Here is a 16,109-nt window from a genome sequence, read left to right as displayed (position 1 = left end):
CGCATCATATCTTTGATAATAGATGATCATTCGTATCAATCAGTCAAAGTGGGTGCGCATTATGATCGTAGGCGGGATTATCCTATTCGGAATTATTGTAACGTTAATTGTGATAGCGAGCGCAGAGAAAGCGGAATATGTGTCCAATTTTATCGATAAATAGTCATCTTTGAGGCCTGAAAAGGTTTCTTTTTTTTGCTTTGATTTGGTAGAATAGGAGATAGGTAGTTTCACAAGTGAAGGAGATTTAACATGCTGCAATTAAGTGATAGTCAACTTGCAACAATGTGGAGTCAAGGAGATGCGAAAGCGTTTAATCGACTTCTGGAGCTGTATAAGGACAGAATTTATCGTTTAGCTTTTCGCATGCTTCGTAATAAATCGGATTCCGAAGACGTTGTTCAGGAGACTTTTTTGCGGGCACATTTGAATTCTCATCGATTTGACGCTACCAAAAACTTCTCCAGCTGGATCTTTAGTATTGGCAAAAATGTCACCATTGATTTGATGCGGAAGAAGAAAAAAGAGCTCTCTATGGATACCAGTGCGTTTCCATCCCAAGATGAACGCCCTTTGATTGAGAAATTGGTAAGCCATGAGAAGACACCTGAGCTTCAGCTCATCGAGCAGGAAACGTACAGCCAGGTCGAACAAATGATTCAAGATCTGCCCGATAAATATAAAGACCTCATTGTGTATAAATATTATTTGGATATGTCCTTAGAAGACATCAGCCGAGAAGTGAATTTACCTGTTTCTACAATTAAAACTAGGCTTTTCCGTGGCCGGAATTATATCAAAAGAAAATGGGGATCCTTATTCTTCATGCTGCATAGCTTAACATCTGTTATTATTTTTTAGCGGTAAGCCGATAAGGCTTATTTTTTTGCCTATGACCCTATTATAAAGGAGCTTCACATGAGTAATCTTAAATTAGATGCACCCAAAATGCCTAAAGAATTGCCCGTCATTTCCTTGCAAGAGGGGAAATTTGAGCCTGAGGATAGCTTCCATACCGGCATTATTAGTGACTGCGTGATCGATAATCAATCGGCCTATAAGGTTGCGTTTGATAAAATTATTTTTCGCAACGTGACCTTTACGCGGATCTCGATGAAAGAAATTGAGCTGACGGATGTTATTTTTGACCGATGCGACTTGTCCAATGTCGATTTTACGGAAGCGACGATTCACAGAACCGAATTTCGAAATTGTAAAATCATCGGTATGGATCTTTCCGGAGCAACGTTGCGAAACATCCACTTTCAAGATTGCTTGGGCGACTTTGCTACTTTCCGGATGGCGAATCTCAAACAGATCTCATTTCATTCCTGTTCTTTAACCAGTTCTGACTTTTATGAGGCGACATTGCAGAAGCTACAGTTTGAAGCCTGCCAGCTGGACCAAGCACAATTTACCGGTACCAAGCTGGAGGGGATCGACTTAAGCTCGTGTGAGTTTACCAGTTTAGGTGTAAGCATTGAGGATTTGCGCGGATGTATTATTTCACGAGGTCAGGCATCGGTATTTGTAAGTCTTTTTGGGATGAAATTAAAGGAATAAAGGCCAGGTGAATGGAGGGTTAGACGGTGAAGCTTGGATTTGATATTGATGACACCCTCATTAATCTGAGAGAGCATGCGTTTCACATTTACAATCAGAAGCTACAGCAGAATATTGGTCTAGAGGTGTTTCAAGCGCTGCCTACAATGGAAATCCACAGTGCGTTTGGATTATCCAAAGAGGAGGGAGGAAAGCTGTGGCACAGCCTCCGCGATGAGATTTATTATTCGGACTGTGCAACCTTCCCTCATGCGCGTGAGGTATTGAACCAGTTGGTGGAGCAGGGGCATGAGGTATACTACATCACCGCTAGAGCGGTGGAGCATACAGAGCGCACGCGACAATGGCTGCTGGACAATGGGTTCCCTGTGGCAGACGGGCATTTCTTCTGTGGGATGAGTGATTCCGAGAAGGTACATATTATTGAGGCGCTAGAGCTGGATTATTATTTCGATGATAAACCGAAGGTTCTAGAGACACTATCCCACTTACCTGTCCGCATTTGTGTGAAAGATAGATCCTATAATCGACATTTGGATTTGCCGCGGATCACGTCTTGGGATGAGCTTGGTGAGCTTTTGAAGGGTTAACAAAAGAAAAAGACGCTCTCATCGCTAAAGGACGCGGACTTGGTGGCACAGCTCTTTTTCCATCCACACACTACTAATTACATAGATTCAAATACAAAAACTTTCAGAACCATCCACGTGATGGGGACGAAAGTTTTTTTGTGTATGTTCAGGTCAAATCAAAAAAGTATTCAATCACAACAATCTATTTCGACACAGTCTCCAAAGTCTCCAATGGCCTCAACTCGATAGAGCATTACGAACAGAGCACTATAACTTTCACATCCACCTATGTCCACTATCCCCTTAGCTCAGAAAGGTGATAGCGATCCACCAATGACCGCTATCCCCTTTGTTGTGAAGTGATGGTTCTGAACGCTAAGTGGAATAGGAAAAGCGAACTTAAGTGTATGAGTCTAGGAGTAGAAAGGTGAGAGAAGAGCAATTGGTTTAGAAATGAGAGGTGGCCCCAGTAGAATTAGATGTGCAGCGTCTAATTAAATGATCAAAGATAGATATATTCGATGCAGTTAGATTAATCCGATAGCAGAATTCGTCTAAATAGCTTTGAAGATGACGGGCTCCGATACCGTGAAAGGTTGAATTAATCCATGTACTCGCTTGTTTAACAACTTCGAGTAAGGGTCGTTGACGTTTTGGCGTATAAAAGCCAGTAACCATGTTGATTTCACTCACTGTAGGTTCGATATGTAGCTGCTGGAAGGTGGACGTGTCGACTTTCGTTATATGTTTGTTTCTAGGGTGTGAGGGTACAACGTGCTTAATTTTGATATACGTGTGTTCACCGGAATCATCGTGCGAGGAGCCAACGAGTAGGAGATGTTCTTGAGGATGCTTGTGGACAGTTGGATTGAAGGGTCTTCCGTAGATAGCAGAGTTAATTTGAACTGAACCTGTCAGCGGACTATGGCTATCTGCCTGAAGAATGGACGCGCGAATTTTATATAAAATTAGCCAGGCTGTTTTGTATGTAACTTTAATAAGCCGTGAAAGCTCCATTGCAGTTGTACCAATATGAGTACGTGAAATCAGAAAAATCGCTAAAAACCACTTACGAAGCTCAGTTCTGGAGCCTTCCATAATCGTCCCAGAAAGTAATGACACTTGGTGACGACAGTGCGAGCATTCATATAAGGGTAAACGACGAGTTGTAGTTATATAGGCATGGCGATGCTCACAACGTGGGCAGTGAAAGCCTTTTGGCCATTTCGTTTGAAAAAGAAAGTCGATGCAAATATCTTCAGAGGAAAAACACGTATGAAATTGCTCGTATGACATGCTTGAAATATCCATGCAGTGCTCCCCTAGAAAATGTATGGAATAGAAACATTTGTTCTGTTTATATTATACCAAACATATGATCTGTTTTCAATAAATCGGGTGAAGTATTTGTATTTTTTTACCTGAGCGAAGGGGATAGTGGAGATAGGGTTGCGGAAGTGGAAGTAAGTCGGGTGGTTATAGGAGTGGGGGGTATGTAGAGATGACAGTGGTAAGCGTGAAAGGAGGCGGCTAGGGAAAGAAGAGATAGGTAAGATAGGAGGAGTGTAGGTTGGTAAATAGGGGTGTTTAGGTAGAGGAAATGAGGCGTGAAAGGCGTGTAAGGAGAGTAAGGAATGTAAGGAGTGTAGATAGGGAAAGAGGAGTTAGGTATGGTAAGTGAGGTGTGTAAGGAGTGTGGATAGGGAAAGAAGAGTATATGTAGGATAGTCGGCAATGGAATCGATCGTCTTTTTCATATCATGTCCGCATAAGGTAGTACTAATGAGTTGTGGCACACCTTAGCTGGATTTGGGTACAGAGAAAGGGGGAACAGAATGCTGCAGAGACGACGATGGAGAAGTAGACCAACTGTGAAAACAAGCCGTAAAAAGGTACTTGTGATTGGTTTGCTCATCTTTGTCTTGTTTTGCATCCATTTTTTTATATTTGTAGAACGAAATCTCAGACCTCCTCTGATGAATTTGGCCAAGGTTAGAGTTAAACAAATTGCTACGCAAGCGATTAATAGTGCAATTGCCGATCATGTTGCAGGAGGAACGAATGCTGAGCAATTAATTGATTGGAAAATGGATAAAAACAATAAAATCACAGGCTTCATGTTGAATTATAACGAACACATGAGGATTACTTCGGAAGCCATTAAAACCGTCCAGGGTGAGTTAAATAGTTTAGAAAGTATTTCGGATCATATTCCCATTGGTCAAGCTATGAATAGTGCTATTCTCGCTTCTTTTGGTCCGGATATCCCGATCAGATTGCTGCCAGTTGGAAGTGTAAAAGTAGATTTGAATACGCGTACGCAAAATGTTGGTATTAATATGGTTATGTTTGAAGTTTATGTACACATTATTGCTGAAGTTTCCGTTATTATCCCTTTCGATTCTGAAACTGAAATTGTTGAAACTGAAATTCCAATTTCTTACTCACTTGTTGTGGGTGATGTTCCAACTTACTACTATGATAATAAGGGCAATCCCGTGGGGAGTTCGAAGGATGGCAGTCCGCCAAGTATAACTTTACCAACGATACCGAATACAGGGGCTACGAATTCTACTCCCAAAGAGGGTGTATCGAAACCATAAGCCATAACGAATAAAAACCCACCTTGAAAAGTGGGTTTATTTCTTCTTATTCCGATCTTCACGCTCCCATCTTCGCAAGGATGGATAGGGATCGTAACTCCACTCTGTTGAGCCATTATCTCGATAAAGTCCAAAGTGAAGATGAGGTGGAAATTTGCCAGATGTACCTGGCTTCCCATAGCCAGAGCTGCCAACCCAACCAATGGTTTGCCCGGGTTTGACAATGTCGTTTATTTTGAGCGTTTTTTGAAAGCCTGATAGGTGGGCGTAATAGTGATAAATGTTGTTTAGATCACGAATGCCAATTCTCCAGCCACCATAGGGATTCCAACCTTTAATTTCAACAATCCCATAGCAAGTACTTCTTACAGGAACGCCATAGTGAGCGAAAAGATCGGTACCCTCATGGGTTCTGTGCCCACCCCAGCCGCGACTATCTCCCCAGGTGCTGCGATAGGAGTAATCGGCCGTAGCAGGGAGTGGAAATGCATGGTCATTGGCTTCTAATGTACCTAATGACTCATAAATAGCTGCGAATTGTCGAATGCGATCTACACTTCGTGCATTGTGGTAATAATTCCAAAGGTTAATTTGTAAATTATCAACTTTAGTTCCGTTCTTGCCTAAGATGGCAGCCATTGCTGCTAGTACATCCAAATCATTGGTGCGGTCAGCAATCCCATCCCCCGATCCATCTCTGCCGAGTCCATGAAAAAAGGTGACACTTTTTAGATTCGTGTCATGTGGATCTGGGTTGAGCATACCCCCCCAAACTAACTCCGAGAAATAAATATTCGTAATGCCTTGTTGAACAGTTCTTTTTTTGACGGTGTTCATGGTTTTCTCATATTGATCTACAGCAGCCAGATACGTCCAAGGGATTCCCGAGAGTAAGCCTATCTTATCAAAAAGCTCCTTTCGTTCCGCTTGTGTATGTTTGATGGCTTGGGGACCTACTGTTGGAGTAATTTGGTCATTTGCCATAGCATGTGATACATCTTGATTGGAAAAAGATGTAGGTGTGACTGTTGATAGGAGGAGGCTAAGGACGAGAACCTTTGACCAAAATGCTCTGCTTTGCATCTCTATCATCCTTCCTGAAATGTTAGTTCTTAGGATGTACGGATGTGTTCTTGTTTATCCTTCGATCTTTCGTTGCCCCGTGATATTTGCTATGATGCCAATAAGAGGTGTAAATTGTGACTTTTAACCATAGGGAAGAGCACGTTGACGATCGTATGCTGTTAGTTCAAGCTAACTTGGATGATATGAATCCAGAATGGATGACTTATATCATGGATAAGATTTTTGAGGCAGGTGCGAACGATGTGTATGTAGTCCCCATAATTATGAAGCGAGGGCGTCCTGGTATCATGTTGAATGTGCTTGTGGACGAGGAACGACTCTCTTTGATTGAGGAGATTATTTTTAGTGAATCAACGACACTAGGCATTCGATATCTGCATGCATCCTGTCATCGATTGGCAAGGGAATTTGAGCACGTGGAGACACGTTGGGGGCCTTTAACGGTAAAGGTTGGTTATCATGCTGGAAAATTAGTGCAATATGCACCTGAATTTAAGGAATGCGAACAAGTGGCAAAGATTCATGAAGTTCCTCTGAAGATGGTCTATGAGGAAGTTAGGTTGTTATTTATGCAACAGAAAAGACAAAAAAACGCTCTTCCAGAATGATGGAAGGGCGTTTTTTATCTTTTGGCTATTGAGGAGTGCTAGGTGCAGCAGCCCCATGATGCGTGTGAGTATGGGAATGGCCATGGTGATGATCGTGATCGTGATCGTGGCTGTGAGAATGGTCATGATGGTGGTGATGGTCATCGTGCGTGTGTGTATGTTCATGACTATGCTCATGCGCAAGATGCTCATGACTAACTTGCCATTTCCCAATAAAAGGGTCAATTTTGCCGACAACAACTCGCAGTACATTGGGCTGCTTAGGCAAGTCTCTAGTTCCTGCTCCATAACCAATACTGTCAACAATCATCGGTGGGAAGCTTTTGGAGAATTCATCGACAATCCCAGAAATAATACCGGCTCCAGTTGGGGTTGTCATCTCCAGGCTATAATGAGTTGAAGCAATGGGTAGACCTCGCATCATTTCGAGTGTAGCAGGAGCGGGTACTGGATAAATGCCATGATCGATATGTATCGTTCCAGACCCTAATGGTACTGGAGAAGCAAAAATACGCTCGATTTGCAAAGAGTCGATAGCTAAAGCGACACCAACGATGTCAACGATGGAATCAATGGCACCGACTTCATGGAAGTGTACTTTTTCAATGGGAGTCCCGTGAATCTTAGCCTCAGCAATCGCTATTTTTTCGAAAATAGCTAAGCTAAGTGCCGTGACTCGCTCATTGAATTCTGCTTTTTGAATGACATTGACGATTTCTGAGTAATGTCTGTGATTCTTAGGAGGATGCTCGGGGTCGAGAATGACATCTAGCTTTAGTGCGGATATCCCGCGTTTCACAACGCGCTTCCATTCTAAGGTGTAAGGCTCTAGTTTGATTTTGGAAAGCTCATCCTCAATATAAGCTCGATCTGCTCCCGCATCTACCAGAGCGCCTAAGGTCATATCTCCGCTTATGCCAGAAAAGCAGTCCAAATATAAAATGCGCATGGTCGTATTTCACGCTCGTTTCGACATATTTTTGTTAATGAGTCCAGCATAGTAGCCTGCGCCAAAGCCATTGTCAATGTTGACGACGGAAATGCCCGGCGAGCAGCTATTCAGCATGGACAACAGCGGTGCGATGCCAGCAAGGTTCGCACCGTAACCAATACTCGTCGGCACAGCCACGATGGGTTTAGACACAAGCCCGCCCATGACGCTGGCGAGTGCGCCTTCCATACCGGCTACAACCACAATCGCGTTAGCACCGCGAATGAGCTCGAGCCGGCGGAAAAGCCGATGAATGCCAGCGACACCAACGTCATATACGCGTTCAACGTGGCTGCCTAGGCATTCTGCTGTAAGGGCTGCCTCCTCCGCCACGGGGAGGTCGGAGGTGCCTGCACACACGACGGCAATGTAGCCGTCGTGGACTTTCAATAAAGGGCGCTTAAACCATGTGAGCGCCCGTGCGGTTTCGTGGTAGGTGACACCTGCCACGTTGGCAACAACATGAGCGGCTTTGGCCGCGTCGACGCGTGTGGCCAGCACGCGGTCGGTGTGCTCCATCAGCCGCCGGAAAATGGCCTCGATCTGCTCGGGCGTCTTGCCTTCCCCGAAAATGACCTCGGGGAAGCCAGTACGCTTCTCGCGATCGATGTCGAGCTGCGCAAATCCAAGATCAAGGTTGGCGGGACCTGCGCCGCCTTCCTTGATGATTTGCTTCTTGGCTTCGTCGATGTCCAGATCGCCTGTCTGGACGAGTTTTAGGATCTTCTCTAAGTCCATCATAAGGATGCTTCTTTCACCTTATCTTTCGTTTCTTGAGACAGCACTTCATTCATGCTGCCCGTTCTGTAGCCCTGCAAGTCTAACGTGACATAGGTAAAGCCAAGCTTGCTGAATTTTTCATAAATCGCATCACGATGTTCAACGACCTTATGTATTTCATCGGGCATGACTTCAATCCGAGCAATCTTCTCGTGGTGACGCACACGTACCTGATATAGACCAAGCTGGGACAGAAAATATTCGCCTTCGTCCAATTGGTCAATCTTCCACTTCTCAATTTGTGTCCCATACGGGATACGAGAGGACAAACACGCAAAGGAAGGCTTGTTCCATGTGCTCAGACCTAGCTCTTTGGAAAGCGCTCGGATCTCGTCTTTGGTTAAACCGGCTTCTTGCAGCGTACTGCGGACGCCTTGCTCATTCTTCGCTTGGAGACCTGGTCTATAGTCGCCTAGATCGTCCACATTGGAACCATCCAAGAGAAATGGATACCCCAACTCTTTCGCAATATCTTGTAAATGGGAATAAAGCCCCGTCTTGCAGTGATAACAACGGTCAGGATTATTGGCAACGAAATTCGCGTTCTCCAATTCCTTTACCTCAGTCTTGTGCAAGCGAACGCCAAATTGTTCGGCTAGTTGTGCGGCGGCATCGAACTCCCTCGTGGGAAAAGTTTCAGATGCTGCGGTTACGGCAAGCACTTGGTCACCAAGCTCTTGCTGTGCACGTTTGAGGACGAATGTACTATCAACCCCTCCAGAGAAGGCGACGATGACACGGCCCATGTTTCTTAAAATTCCACCAAGCTTGCGATCTTTCTCGCGCGTTACTTCTTGTATGCTCATGTTTCAATCCTCCCATACAGCCTTTATGTCGTAAGCTGAGCTGTTTTGGTTCATCTAAACAAGTGTATCACAACTGACCCCCAAAGTGGATTGTTTTGTCAGTCATTCATGTTATAATAACATCATTGAGAAACCAAATAAAAAGGCGGGAAATACAGTGCCTAGAAAAGTTTTAGAGAGAAAACCAGACTGGTTAAAGATCAATCTTAAAACCGATGAGAATTTTAAAGAAATAAAATCGATGATGCGCTCCAAAACCTTGCATACGGTTTGTGAAGAAGCCAAATGTCCGAACATTCATGAATGCTGGGCGAATCGGACAGCGACTTTTATGATATTAGGCGATATTTGTACGCGTGCATGTCGTTTTTGTGCAGTCAAAACAGGTCTCCCTACAGAGCTTGATCTGGAAGAGCCGGAACGCGTTGCAGATGCAGCGTTGCAGATGGGTCTTCGTCATTGTGTTGTTACTTCCGTAGCACGTGATGATTTGACGGATGGCGGTGCCATGATTTTTGCAGAGACGATCAAAGCGATTCGGCGCAAGCTGCCAATGTGCACAGTTGAGGTACTTATTCCTGACTTCTTGGGTCGAGAAGAATCACTAGCAACTGTGCTTGCGGCAAAGCCTGATATTCTTAATCACAATATGGAAACGGTTGAGCGGATGTCAGATCGTGTCCGTTCCAAAGCGAAATATCGTCGTTCACTCGAGCTGTTGCAGCGTTCCAAACGGATAGCACCGAACATCCCAACGAAATCCAGTGTCATGATTGGCGTGGGGGAAGAATGGGACGAGTTGCTCCAAACGATGGAAGACCTGCGTGAAGTGGATTGTGATATTATGACGATTGGTCAATATTTGCAGCCGTCTACGACGCATTTATCGGTATCGAAGTATTACACACCTGAACAGTTTGCCATGCTGAAGGAAGAAGGCATGAAACGTGGCTTCAAGCACGTGGAGTCTGGCCCATTGGTGCGCAGCTCCTATCACGCTCACGAACAGGTGAAAGCGGCATCCAGCGTCTAACAATTATTGAACGGATCATAGAAAGGAGAGCTTCCTACCACCATGATTCATATTGCAAATAAAACATACGAGCTTGTTACCGATCATAAAAATGGTTGGAATTTCGAAGTGTTCAAGGAACGCTTCAGCGAAGTGTTAGAACGGTACGATTATATTGTGGGCGATTGGGGATATAGTCAATTACGACTAAGAGGGTTTTTCAAAGAAATCCACCCGAAGGCGACCAAAGAATCCTCCATCGCTGCGCTTCAAGATTACTTGAATGAGTATTGCAACTTCGGCTGTGCGTATTTTATTATCGAAAAGGTAAACGCGCCTAAACAGCAAATACTTTCCGAAGTTATTAGTTCAACTTCCGTATAATCAGCATTACCAATAAAAACGCCATCTGAACTCCAACAATCGTGGAGAGCAGATGGCGTTTTGTCATTCAGGTTGCGACATATGTAGTTATTTAACTTCAAGGCCAACGAATGCCTCGCGAACGCGATTCCAGAAAGGGAACGGACGGAACCGGGCAAATTTCACTTTTACATTGGAAGCTACACGGCAGCGAATGGAGACGACATCTGCACGCTGCATATATAAGTGATCCAACGACAGCAGCATATTCTGCTGTGCTTTCGGATAAATGTCACAGTGGTGATGCTTCGGCAAAATCATGGATGAGCCAAGTGTACGGTATACACGATTGTTAATCGACGCGATCTCCGCAATTTGAATAGCTTCTAGCGATGGATGGACCATGGCACCGCCTAAGCTCTTGTTGTAAGCGGTACTGCCTGCGGGAGAAGAGATGCAGATGCCGTCACCGCGGAACATTTCGAACATTTCGTCGTTAACGTGAAGTCTTGCAACTAGTGAAACTTCGATGCCTCGAATCGTGAACTCGTTAAGCGCTAGATGCGTTTCAACACCCTTGTCCGTCGTAATTTCGATTTCGACAACGGGGTATCGCACCACTTGCAGCTCCTCAGGTGTTGCTACATTGAACATGAGTGATGCTAGATGATCTAACTCGTCAGGTTTCCAATCCGCAAAAAAACCGAGGTGACCCGTATGGATCCCCACGAACGCAATGTGATCTAACTTGTCGACATATTTATGAAAAGCTTGGAGCATCGTGCCATCACCGCCAATCGACAGGACGATATCGGGATGTTCTTCATCCCTTGGCATACCTTGCTTTGCGGCGAGAGCGTGGAACCGTTCGGTCAGCCCCTTGGAGATGTCATCGCCTCGTTCAATGACGTTATATTTCAATCGGGTTCCTCCTAATAATTAGAGCAATATGAATCGATTTCCTGGAGAATGGATTCAGGCGTATGCCGGAATTCTGCAGCAATCCGATAGCTATCGTTACTGAAATGCGTAACCCTTACAATTTCACCATAGACCGTAATCGGTTGCGAGAAATTAGGGAGAATGAAGCTGAATTCTAAAATCAAAGGAAAGAATAGTCGGTTAGATGTGACAAATGATAATCCGCCCGCACTGATATCGAGGAGTTGTCCGGTAAAAGCGACGCCCTTCTGCACAGATAAGCTTCGTATGCCAGCGACACGTAGTGTGATCGGTGTTCGTAGTGAAAGTTTTGCGCGGGGATACCGTCTGTTTTGATGCTGAAAAACTTCCTCTGGAATCGATAAGATCAGGTAACAGATCGTCTTTTTGAGTTCAAGCTGAATTAAATCGACATATGCGTAATATAAAATGGCGCCATCTTTGAAAGAGAATTCAACGAATGAAACATGTTCGAGCTTGTCGAAGGGGTATAAGCCCAATTGCTCTAAACACACCGTTATCGAATCTTCACTTATTTTGTCGATAGCAAAGTTATCTTCAAAGCAGAAAGGCTGTCCATCTTTACATTCACCAACAATGATAATATGACATTCCTGATTTGGCGAAAAGGAAGCCAATTCTAGTACCTTATTCCAATCCATAGCATCACCAAGTCATTAGATTTACATTCACATCTGCCTGTAACATCTTGTAAATTCTCTTCTCATCATAATTTATCTAAGTCAATAAGAAAAGCCCCAAACGGGGCTTTATCGAAGGTTAACTGATTTATTGTTAAGACAAGGTGCTCGTAACAAGGGAGAGTTCAAACGAATGAGCGAAGTTGGTTGAGATAGGACGCACACGAATCGAGAAGTGAGGCCCATGGACAAGATGTGATGGAATCGTAGCTTGGAAGCTTTGAGATTGCTCAAGGAGTTCCCCGATTGGAGACATGAGGATGATTTTCTGCTCCCATGTTTCGCCATTTTCTGCATAATAAATGACTTCTACTGCCGTATCCTGCGGCCAAATGGGCCCGAACTGAATCTGCGCCGTAATCACTTTCGTCCCGGGCGGAATCTCATCCAATGGGACGTCAGAAGTGGATTTATTGGCGCGGTCATCAATATTCATGATTCGGACCTGATGCCAATTATTGCGGATGAATTGCTTGTAATCGGCAACTTTGGTAGCCACATCGTAATGATCAGCTACGAAAAGGCGAGCTCGTTTGGCTGTTGGTACGTACGAAAGATTCGTATAGTCCTGCACCATTCGGTGCGTATTATAGACCGGGCTGAGCGATTGAACTGACCGCTTCATACGTTTAATCCATTGATGAGGGACCTCACCTTGATTGTAATAGAGGGGGATAATCTCATTCTCCAAAAGGTGATAAATCGCTTTCGTATTTTCTTTTTCCTGTACGGCCCAGTCCGCGGCTCCTGTAGATCCGATAGCCCAACCATTCATACCGTTGTAGCCTTCTTCCCACCAACCATCGAGCACACTGAAATTAAGAACGCCATTCATGGCCGCTTTCTGGCCGCTTGTTCCGCTAGCCTCAAGGGGTCTGCGAGGATTATTTAACCATATGTCGACGCCTTGAACGAGATAGCGAGCCATGTTGATATCATAATTCTCGAGAATAACGATTTTACCGAGAAATTCTTTCAACTGAGAGATGCGGTAAATTTCTCGAATGAGATCTTGACCAGGGTAGTCAGCAGGGTGGGCCTTACCTGCAAAAATAAATTGCACCGGTCTTTCGGGATCATTAATTAATTTCTTGAGCCGATACAAATCATTGAAAATCAGATTCGCCCGTTTGTAGGTGGCGAAGCGTCGCGCGAAGCCAATTGTAAGGGCTTTAGGATTTAAATAGTGCCGAACCTCTTCGATCCGTTCCTCGGATTCCTCATTTCTTTTGCGCTGGTCCATGAGACTTTTGCGAGCATAACGTACTAAATCGTCCTTCAATTGTTGATGTACCTTCCAAATGGACTCATCAGGAATAACCTCGATTTGCGCCCATTGATCCTGGTTGGATTGCTCCGCTCGCCATGTGCCAGGAAGGAAGCGTTCGAATAGCTCTTTCCACGCAGGCGCTGTCCAGGTATCCAAGTGAACCCCGTTCGTGATGGAGCCGATAGGCACCTCGCTCGCATCGATATGTCCGTGAAATTCTTTGAACATTTCGCGTGAAACCTGCCCATGCAATTTGCTGACACCATTGCGAAGCCCAGCCGTATTCATCGCCAAATGGGTCATATTGAATTGACCGGACTTATGATCAAGTCCTAACGAGATGATGCTTTGTTTATGCTTAGGAAGCTCGCTAAACAGGTGACCGAGATAATGTTCCACCATCCCGACTGAGAAGGTATCATGCCCCGCTGGAACAGGTGTATGGGTCGTAAATACAGTGGCGGAGCGGACGGTCTCTACCGCAACGTGAAAAGGAAGGTCTAAGTGAAGCAGCTCCTTCAATCGCTCTAAGGTAAGGAAGGCTGCGTGACCTTCATTGATATGATACACATTCGGGTAAATGCCGAGTGCTCGAAGCGCCTTGACACCGCCGATCCCTAGAACCATTTCTTGGGCAATTCGCATATCTTGATTGCCCCCGTATAGCTGTGCGGTCAGCGCTTTATCGGAGTCATTATTGGCTTCATGATCCGTATCCAGTAAGAAGACCAAGTTTCTTCCTACTCGCGCAGCCCAAACTAAAAGCGTGATGCTACGACCGGAGATATCTAGTGAGACGGTGAGCTGTTGGTCATTTTGCAACACAGGACGAATCGGTAACTGCTTAAAATCATAGGTGAACAGTTCGCTTTGCTGACTGCCGCTAGCATCAATTTTTTGTGTGAAATAGCCTTTTTTATAGAGAAGGCCAACGCCAGCGAGAGGTATCCCAAGGTCACTGGATGATTTGATATGATCACCAGCCAGGATACCAAGCCCCCCTGAATAAATCGGGAGCGATTCATGAAAACCAAATTCTGCGGAGAAATAAGCAATTTGCACATATCCCTCCTCGGAGTGGTTGTTTTGGAACCAACCGGGTTCGTTCATATACGTATCAAATCTCGTCATGACGTGTAGATAACGGCGGACAAAGTCATCGTCCTCACTTAGCGCATGTAATTGTGTTGCATCTAGCTCATGAATCAGTCGAACAGGATTATGACCGAGCGTTTTCCAACGAACAGGGTCCATGCTTTCAAAAAGCTGCAGAGCATCATGATTCCAACTGAACCATAAATTAAAGGATAGCTCGTGTAGACGTTCAATCGCCTGCGGTAAACCTTTCGCCTCTTGGGGGACGGCTGCTATCATATCTGAATATTCTCTCCCTTTATAAACATGATCGTAGTTACCCATATTATCTTGATCCACCAACCTTTTCATACACCAGTTTAAGTAAGGAATATGCGAGGAAGAGACCCATGATGACAGTAAAAGCACCAACAAAGACCATCGCACTTATCGGGAAAATGAGCTTTAAATAGCTCGTGATGGGTGCTGTTGCATCATAGAGAGGCGAAAATACGGCCTGTGGACTTCGAAATCGCTGCATAGGCTCCCAAATCAGGAGAACAATAGCAGCAGAGAGAAATCCATGAAGAAGGCGGGCAAAAAGAAAAGGGAGATAACGCATATTCGTATGGCTTAATAAGCTGACAATTTGAGCATGGACGGACATGCCAGCCCAAGAGAGGATGAAGGCGCCAATGGCGACTTTACTGGTGAGGGCCAGATCGGCCGGTGCACCCCCTGCTGCTTTAGCGCCGAGTGTGACCTCGAATATCCCATTCATGACGGCTTGTGAGAGCTCATGCGGTAATCCTGTAATGGTTAAAAGGGAAGTGATTAGCAAATAGAACACATTCATGATCTGGGCAGAAGTGAGTACCTCCAAAACGACGGAGAAGAAAACAACAAGTCCACCAACAACGAAAATTAATCGGATAGAGTGAAGAATCGATTGGCTTAACAAAGTTCCTAAAGATCTTCCATCCTGTATTCTCGCGTTATGCATAGTCTCAAAGGCCTGCTTCCAAATAGGTCCTCTCTCTTTAAGTGGCTGAGGGGTGGGTAAGGCCTTCCTGCCGTGAAACCGCATGATGAGACCAATCATGAACGAGCCTCCATAATGGGCAATGGCTAAAATAAACGCTAATGAGGCATCGTGGAAAAAGCCGATGGAAACAGCTCCGATTAGAAATATCGGATCCGAGCTTGTTGTAAAGGCAACAAGTCGTTCGCCTTCCTCACGATTCACCAGCTTCTGTTCCCAAAGCTGCGCAGTTAACTTAGCCGCTACTGGATAGCCGGCTGCAAAGCCCATAGCCATGACGAATCCGCCGATACCGGGGATACGGAAGACGGGGCGCATCATGGGATCAAGCAGCGTGCCGAAGAAATGAACAATGCCGAAGCCGAGCAAAATTTCGGAGATGACGAAGAATGGAAATAAAGCTGGGAAGAGGACGTCCCACCAAATGGAAACACCGCGAATAGCGGATTGAAATCCGACATGCGGGAACAGAACTAAGCATACAATAATGGCAATAATCACGAACGACATGAGTAATGCAGGGGTGAAGTTTGGTTTGGGCATTGACGATGGATACCTCCTCTTATTCAACTATATGAATAAGCTTGGACATACATGCCGTCCACGTCCGAGTAGGTCTGTGTATCTGTTTATTTTGGTCCATAGTACTGTTCACTCCTTGTTTTTATGGTAAAATAGAACTAGTAAACTAGAATC

The 16,109-nt window shown here is 44.9% G+C and carries 16 protein-coding genes; 7 read left to right on the top strand and 9 right to left on the bottom strand.

Translation table 11 applies throughout. The annotated features are described in order from the left end of the window. Positions 1–252 precede the first annotated feature (252 nt). The 3 genes from AC58PQ_RS18665 to AC58PQ_RS18655 are packed head-to-tail and all read left to right on the top strand — an operon-like array spanning position 253 to position 2,153. Positions 253–861: a sigma-70 family RNA polymerase sigma factor gene (locus tag AC58PQ_RS18665; RefSeq protein WP_497244109.1), complete on the top strand. Its 609-nt coding sequence runs from the start codon at positions 253–255 to the stop codon at positions 859–861. Between the two features lie 57 nt (positions 862–918). Continuing rightward, positions 919–1,563 (top strand): pentapeptide repeat-containing protein, encoded by a 645-nt coding sequence (locus tag AC58PQ_RS18660; RefSeq protein ID WP_497244107.1) that lies wholly within the window; start codon positions 919–921, stop codon positions 1,561–1,563. Between the two features lie 26 nt (positions 1,564–1,589). Next, positions 1,590–2,153, top strand: coding sequence for a 5' nucleotidase, NT5C type (locus AC58PQ_RS18655; RefSeq protein WP_497244105.1), 564 nt, complete (start codon positions 1,590–1,592; stop codon positions 2,151–2,153). A 429-nt stretch (positions 2,154–2,582) separates the two neighbouring features. Here the strand turns inward: AC58PQ_RS18655 and AC58PQ_RS18650 are convergent, their stop codons facing one another. Further along, positions 2,583–3,446 (bottom strand): IS1595 family transposase, encoded by an 864-nt coding sequence (locus AC58PQ_RS18650; RefSeq protein ID WP_497244103.1) that lies wholly within the window; start codon positions 3,444–3,446, stop codon positions 2,583–2,585. 524 nt (positions 3,447–3,970) lie between these two features. On the opposite strand from AC58PQ_RS18650, the gene yunB reads away from it, so the two are divergent. Continuing rightward, complete coding sequence (gene yunB / locus AC58PQ_RS18645; RefSeq protein WP_497244101.1) at positions 3,971–4,738, top strand: sporulation protein YunB; 768 nt, start codon at positions 3,971–3,973, stop codon at positions 4,736–4,738. Between the two features lie 36 nt (positions 4,739–4,774). Here the strand turns inward: yunB and AC58PQ_RS18640 are convergent, their stop codons facing one another. After that, positions 4,775–5,722 carry a M23 family metallopeptidase gene (locus AC58PQ_RS18640; RefSeq protein ID WP_497244099.1) on the bottom strand — a complete coding sequence of 316 codons (948 nt, stop codon included), beginning with the start codon at positions 5,720–5,722 and terminating at the stop codon, positions 4,775–4,777. Between the two features lie 215 nt (positions 5,723–5,937). Between AC58PQ_RS18640 and larC2 the strand changes: the two genes are divergently transcribed. Then, a complete protein-coding gene (larC2, locus tag AC58PQ_RS18635; RefSeq protein ID WP_497244097.1) occupies positions 5,938–6,432 on the top strand; it encodes a nickel pincer cofactor biosynthesis protein LarC2 in 495 nt (164 codons plus the stop codon). Between the two features lie 25 nt (positions 6,433–6,457). Here larC2 and larC read toward each other — a convergent pair whose 3' ends face one another. Genes larC through larE form a run of 3 tightly spaced genes read right to left on the bottom strand, consistent with a single transcriptional unit; the run spans position 6,458 to position 9,009 of the window. Next, positions 6,458–7,381 (bottom strand): nickel pincer cofactor biosynthesis protein LarC, encoded by a 924-nt coding sequence (gene larC / locus AC58PQ_RS18630; RefSeq protein ID WP_497244095.1) that lies wholly within the window; start codon positions 7,379–7,381, stop codon positions 6,458–6,460. Between the two features lie 9 nt (positions 7,382–7,390). Continuing rightward, complete coding sequence (larB, locus tag AC58PQ_RS18625) at positions 7,391–8,164, bottom strand: nickel pincer cofactor biosynthesis protein LarB (RefSeq protein WP_497244093.1); 774 nt, start codon at positions 8,162–8,164, stop codon at positions 7,391–7,393. Then, on the bottom strand, positions 8,161–9,009 hold the full coding sequence (gene larE, locus AC58PQ_RS18620) for an ATP-dependent sacrificial sulfur transferase LarE (protein ID WP_497244091.1): 849 nt from the start codon (positions 9,007–9,009) through the stop codon (positions 8,161–8,163). The genes larB and larE overlap by 4 nt, the downstream gene beginning before the upstream one ends. An 85-nt stretch (positions 9,010–9,094) precedes the next feature. Here larE and lipA point away from each other — a divergent pair, with 85 nt between their 5' ends. Together lipA and AC58PQ_RS18610 are read left to right on the top strand one after the other, a co-directional pair. Continuing rightward, positions 9,095–10,042 carry a lipoyl synthase gene (gene lipA / locus AC58PQ_RS18615; RefSeq protein WP_497244089.1) on the top strand — a complete coding sequence of 316 codons (948 nt, stop codon included), beginning with the start codon at positions 9,095–9,097 and terminating at the stop codon, positions 10,040–10,042. A gap of 42 nt (positions 10,043–10,084) precedes the next feature. Then, positions 10,085–10,405, top strand: a complete 321-nt coding sequence (locus AC58PQ_RS18610; protein ID WP_497244087.1) for a YutD family protein — start codon at positions 10,085–10,087, stop codon at positions 10,403–10,405. A gap of 87 nt (positions 10,406–10,492) precedes the next feature. Here the strand turns inward: AC58PQ_RS18610 and AC58PQ_RS18605 are convergent, their stop codons facing one another. The 4 genes from AC58PQ_RS18605 to ylbJ all read right to left on the bottom strand — a co-directional run bounded on the left by AC58PQ_RS18605 (position 10,493) and on the right by ylbJ (position 15,956). Then, on the bottom strand, positions 10,493–11,305 hold the full coding sequence (locus tag AC58PQ_RS18605) for an NAD kinase (protein ID WP_477590437.1): 813 nt from the start codon (positions 11,303–11,305) through the stop codon (positions 10,493–10,495). A gap of 11 nt (positions 11,306–11,316) precedes the next feature. After that, positions 11,317–11,988, bottom strand: coding sequence for a flagellar brake protein (locus AC58PQ_RS18600; RefSeq protein ID WP_497244085.1), 672 nt, complete (start codon positions 11,986–11,988; stop codon positions 11,317–11,319). 133 nt (positions 11,989–12,121) lie between these two features. Then, on the bottom strand, positions 12,122–14,731 hold the full coding sequence (glgP, locus tag AC58PQ_RS18595; RefSeq protein ID WP_497244241.1) for an alpha-glucan family phosphorylase: 2,610 nt from the start codon (positions 14,729–14,731) through the stop codon (positions 12,122–12,124). After that, on the bottom strand, positions 14,718–15,956 hold the full coding sequence (gene ylbJ / locus AC58PQ_RS18590) for a sporulation integral membrane protein YlbJ (protein ID WP_497244083.1): 1,239 nt from the start codon (positions 15,954–15,956) through the stop codon (positions 14,718–14,720). The genes glgP and ylbJ overlap by 14 nt, the downstream gene beginning before the upstream one ends. Positions 15,957–16,109: the final 153 nt, after the last annotated feature.

This window comes from Paenibacillus sp. J22P143, assembly GCF_059692035.1.
Note: the sequence above shows the minus strand (reverse complement) of the source record. Positions and strands in the feature narration are given on the sequence as shown.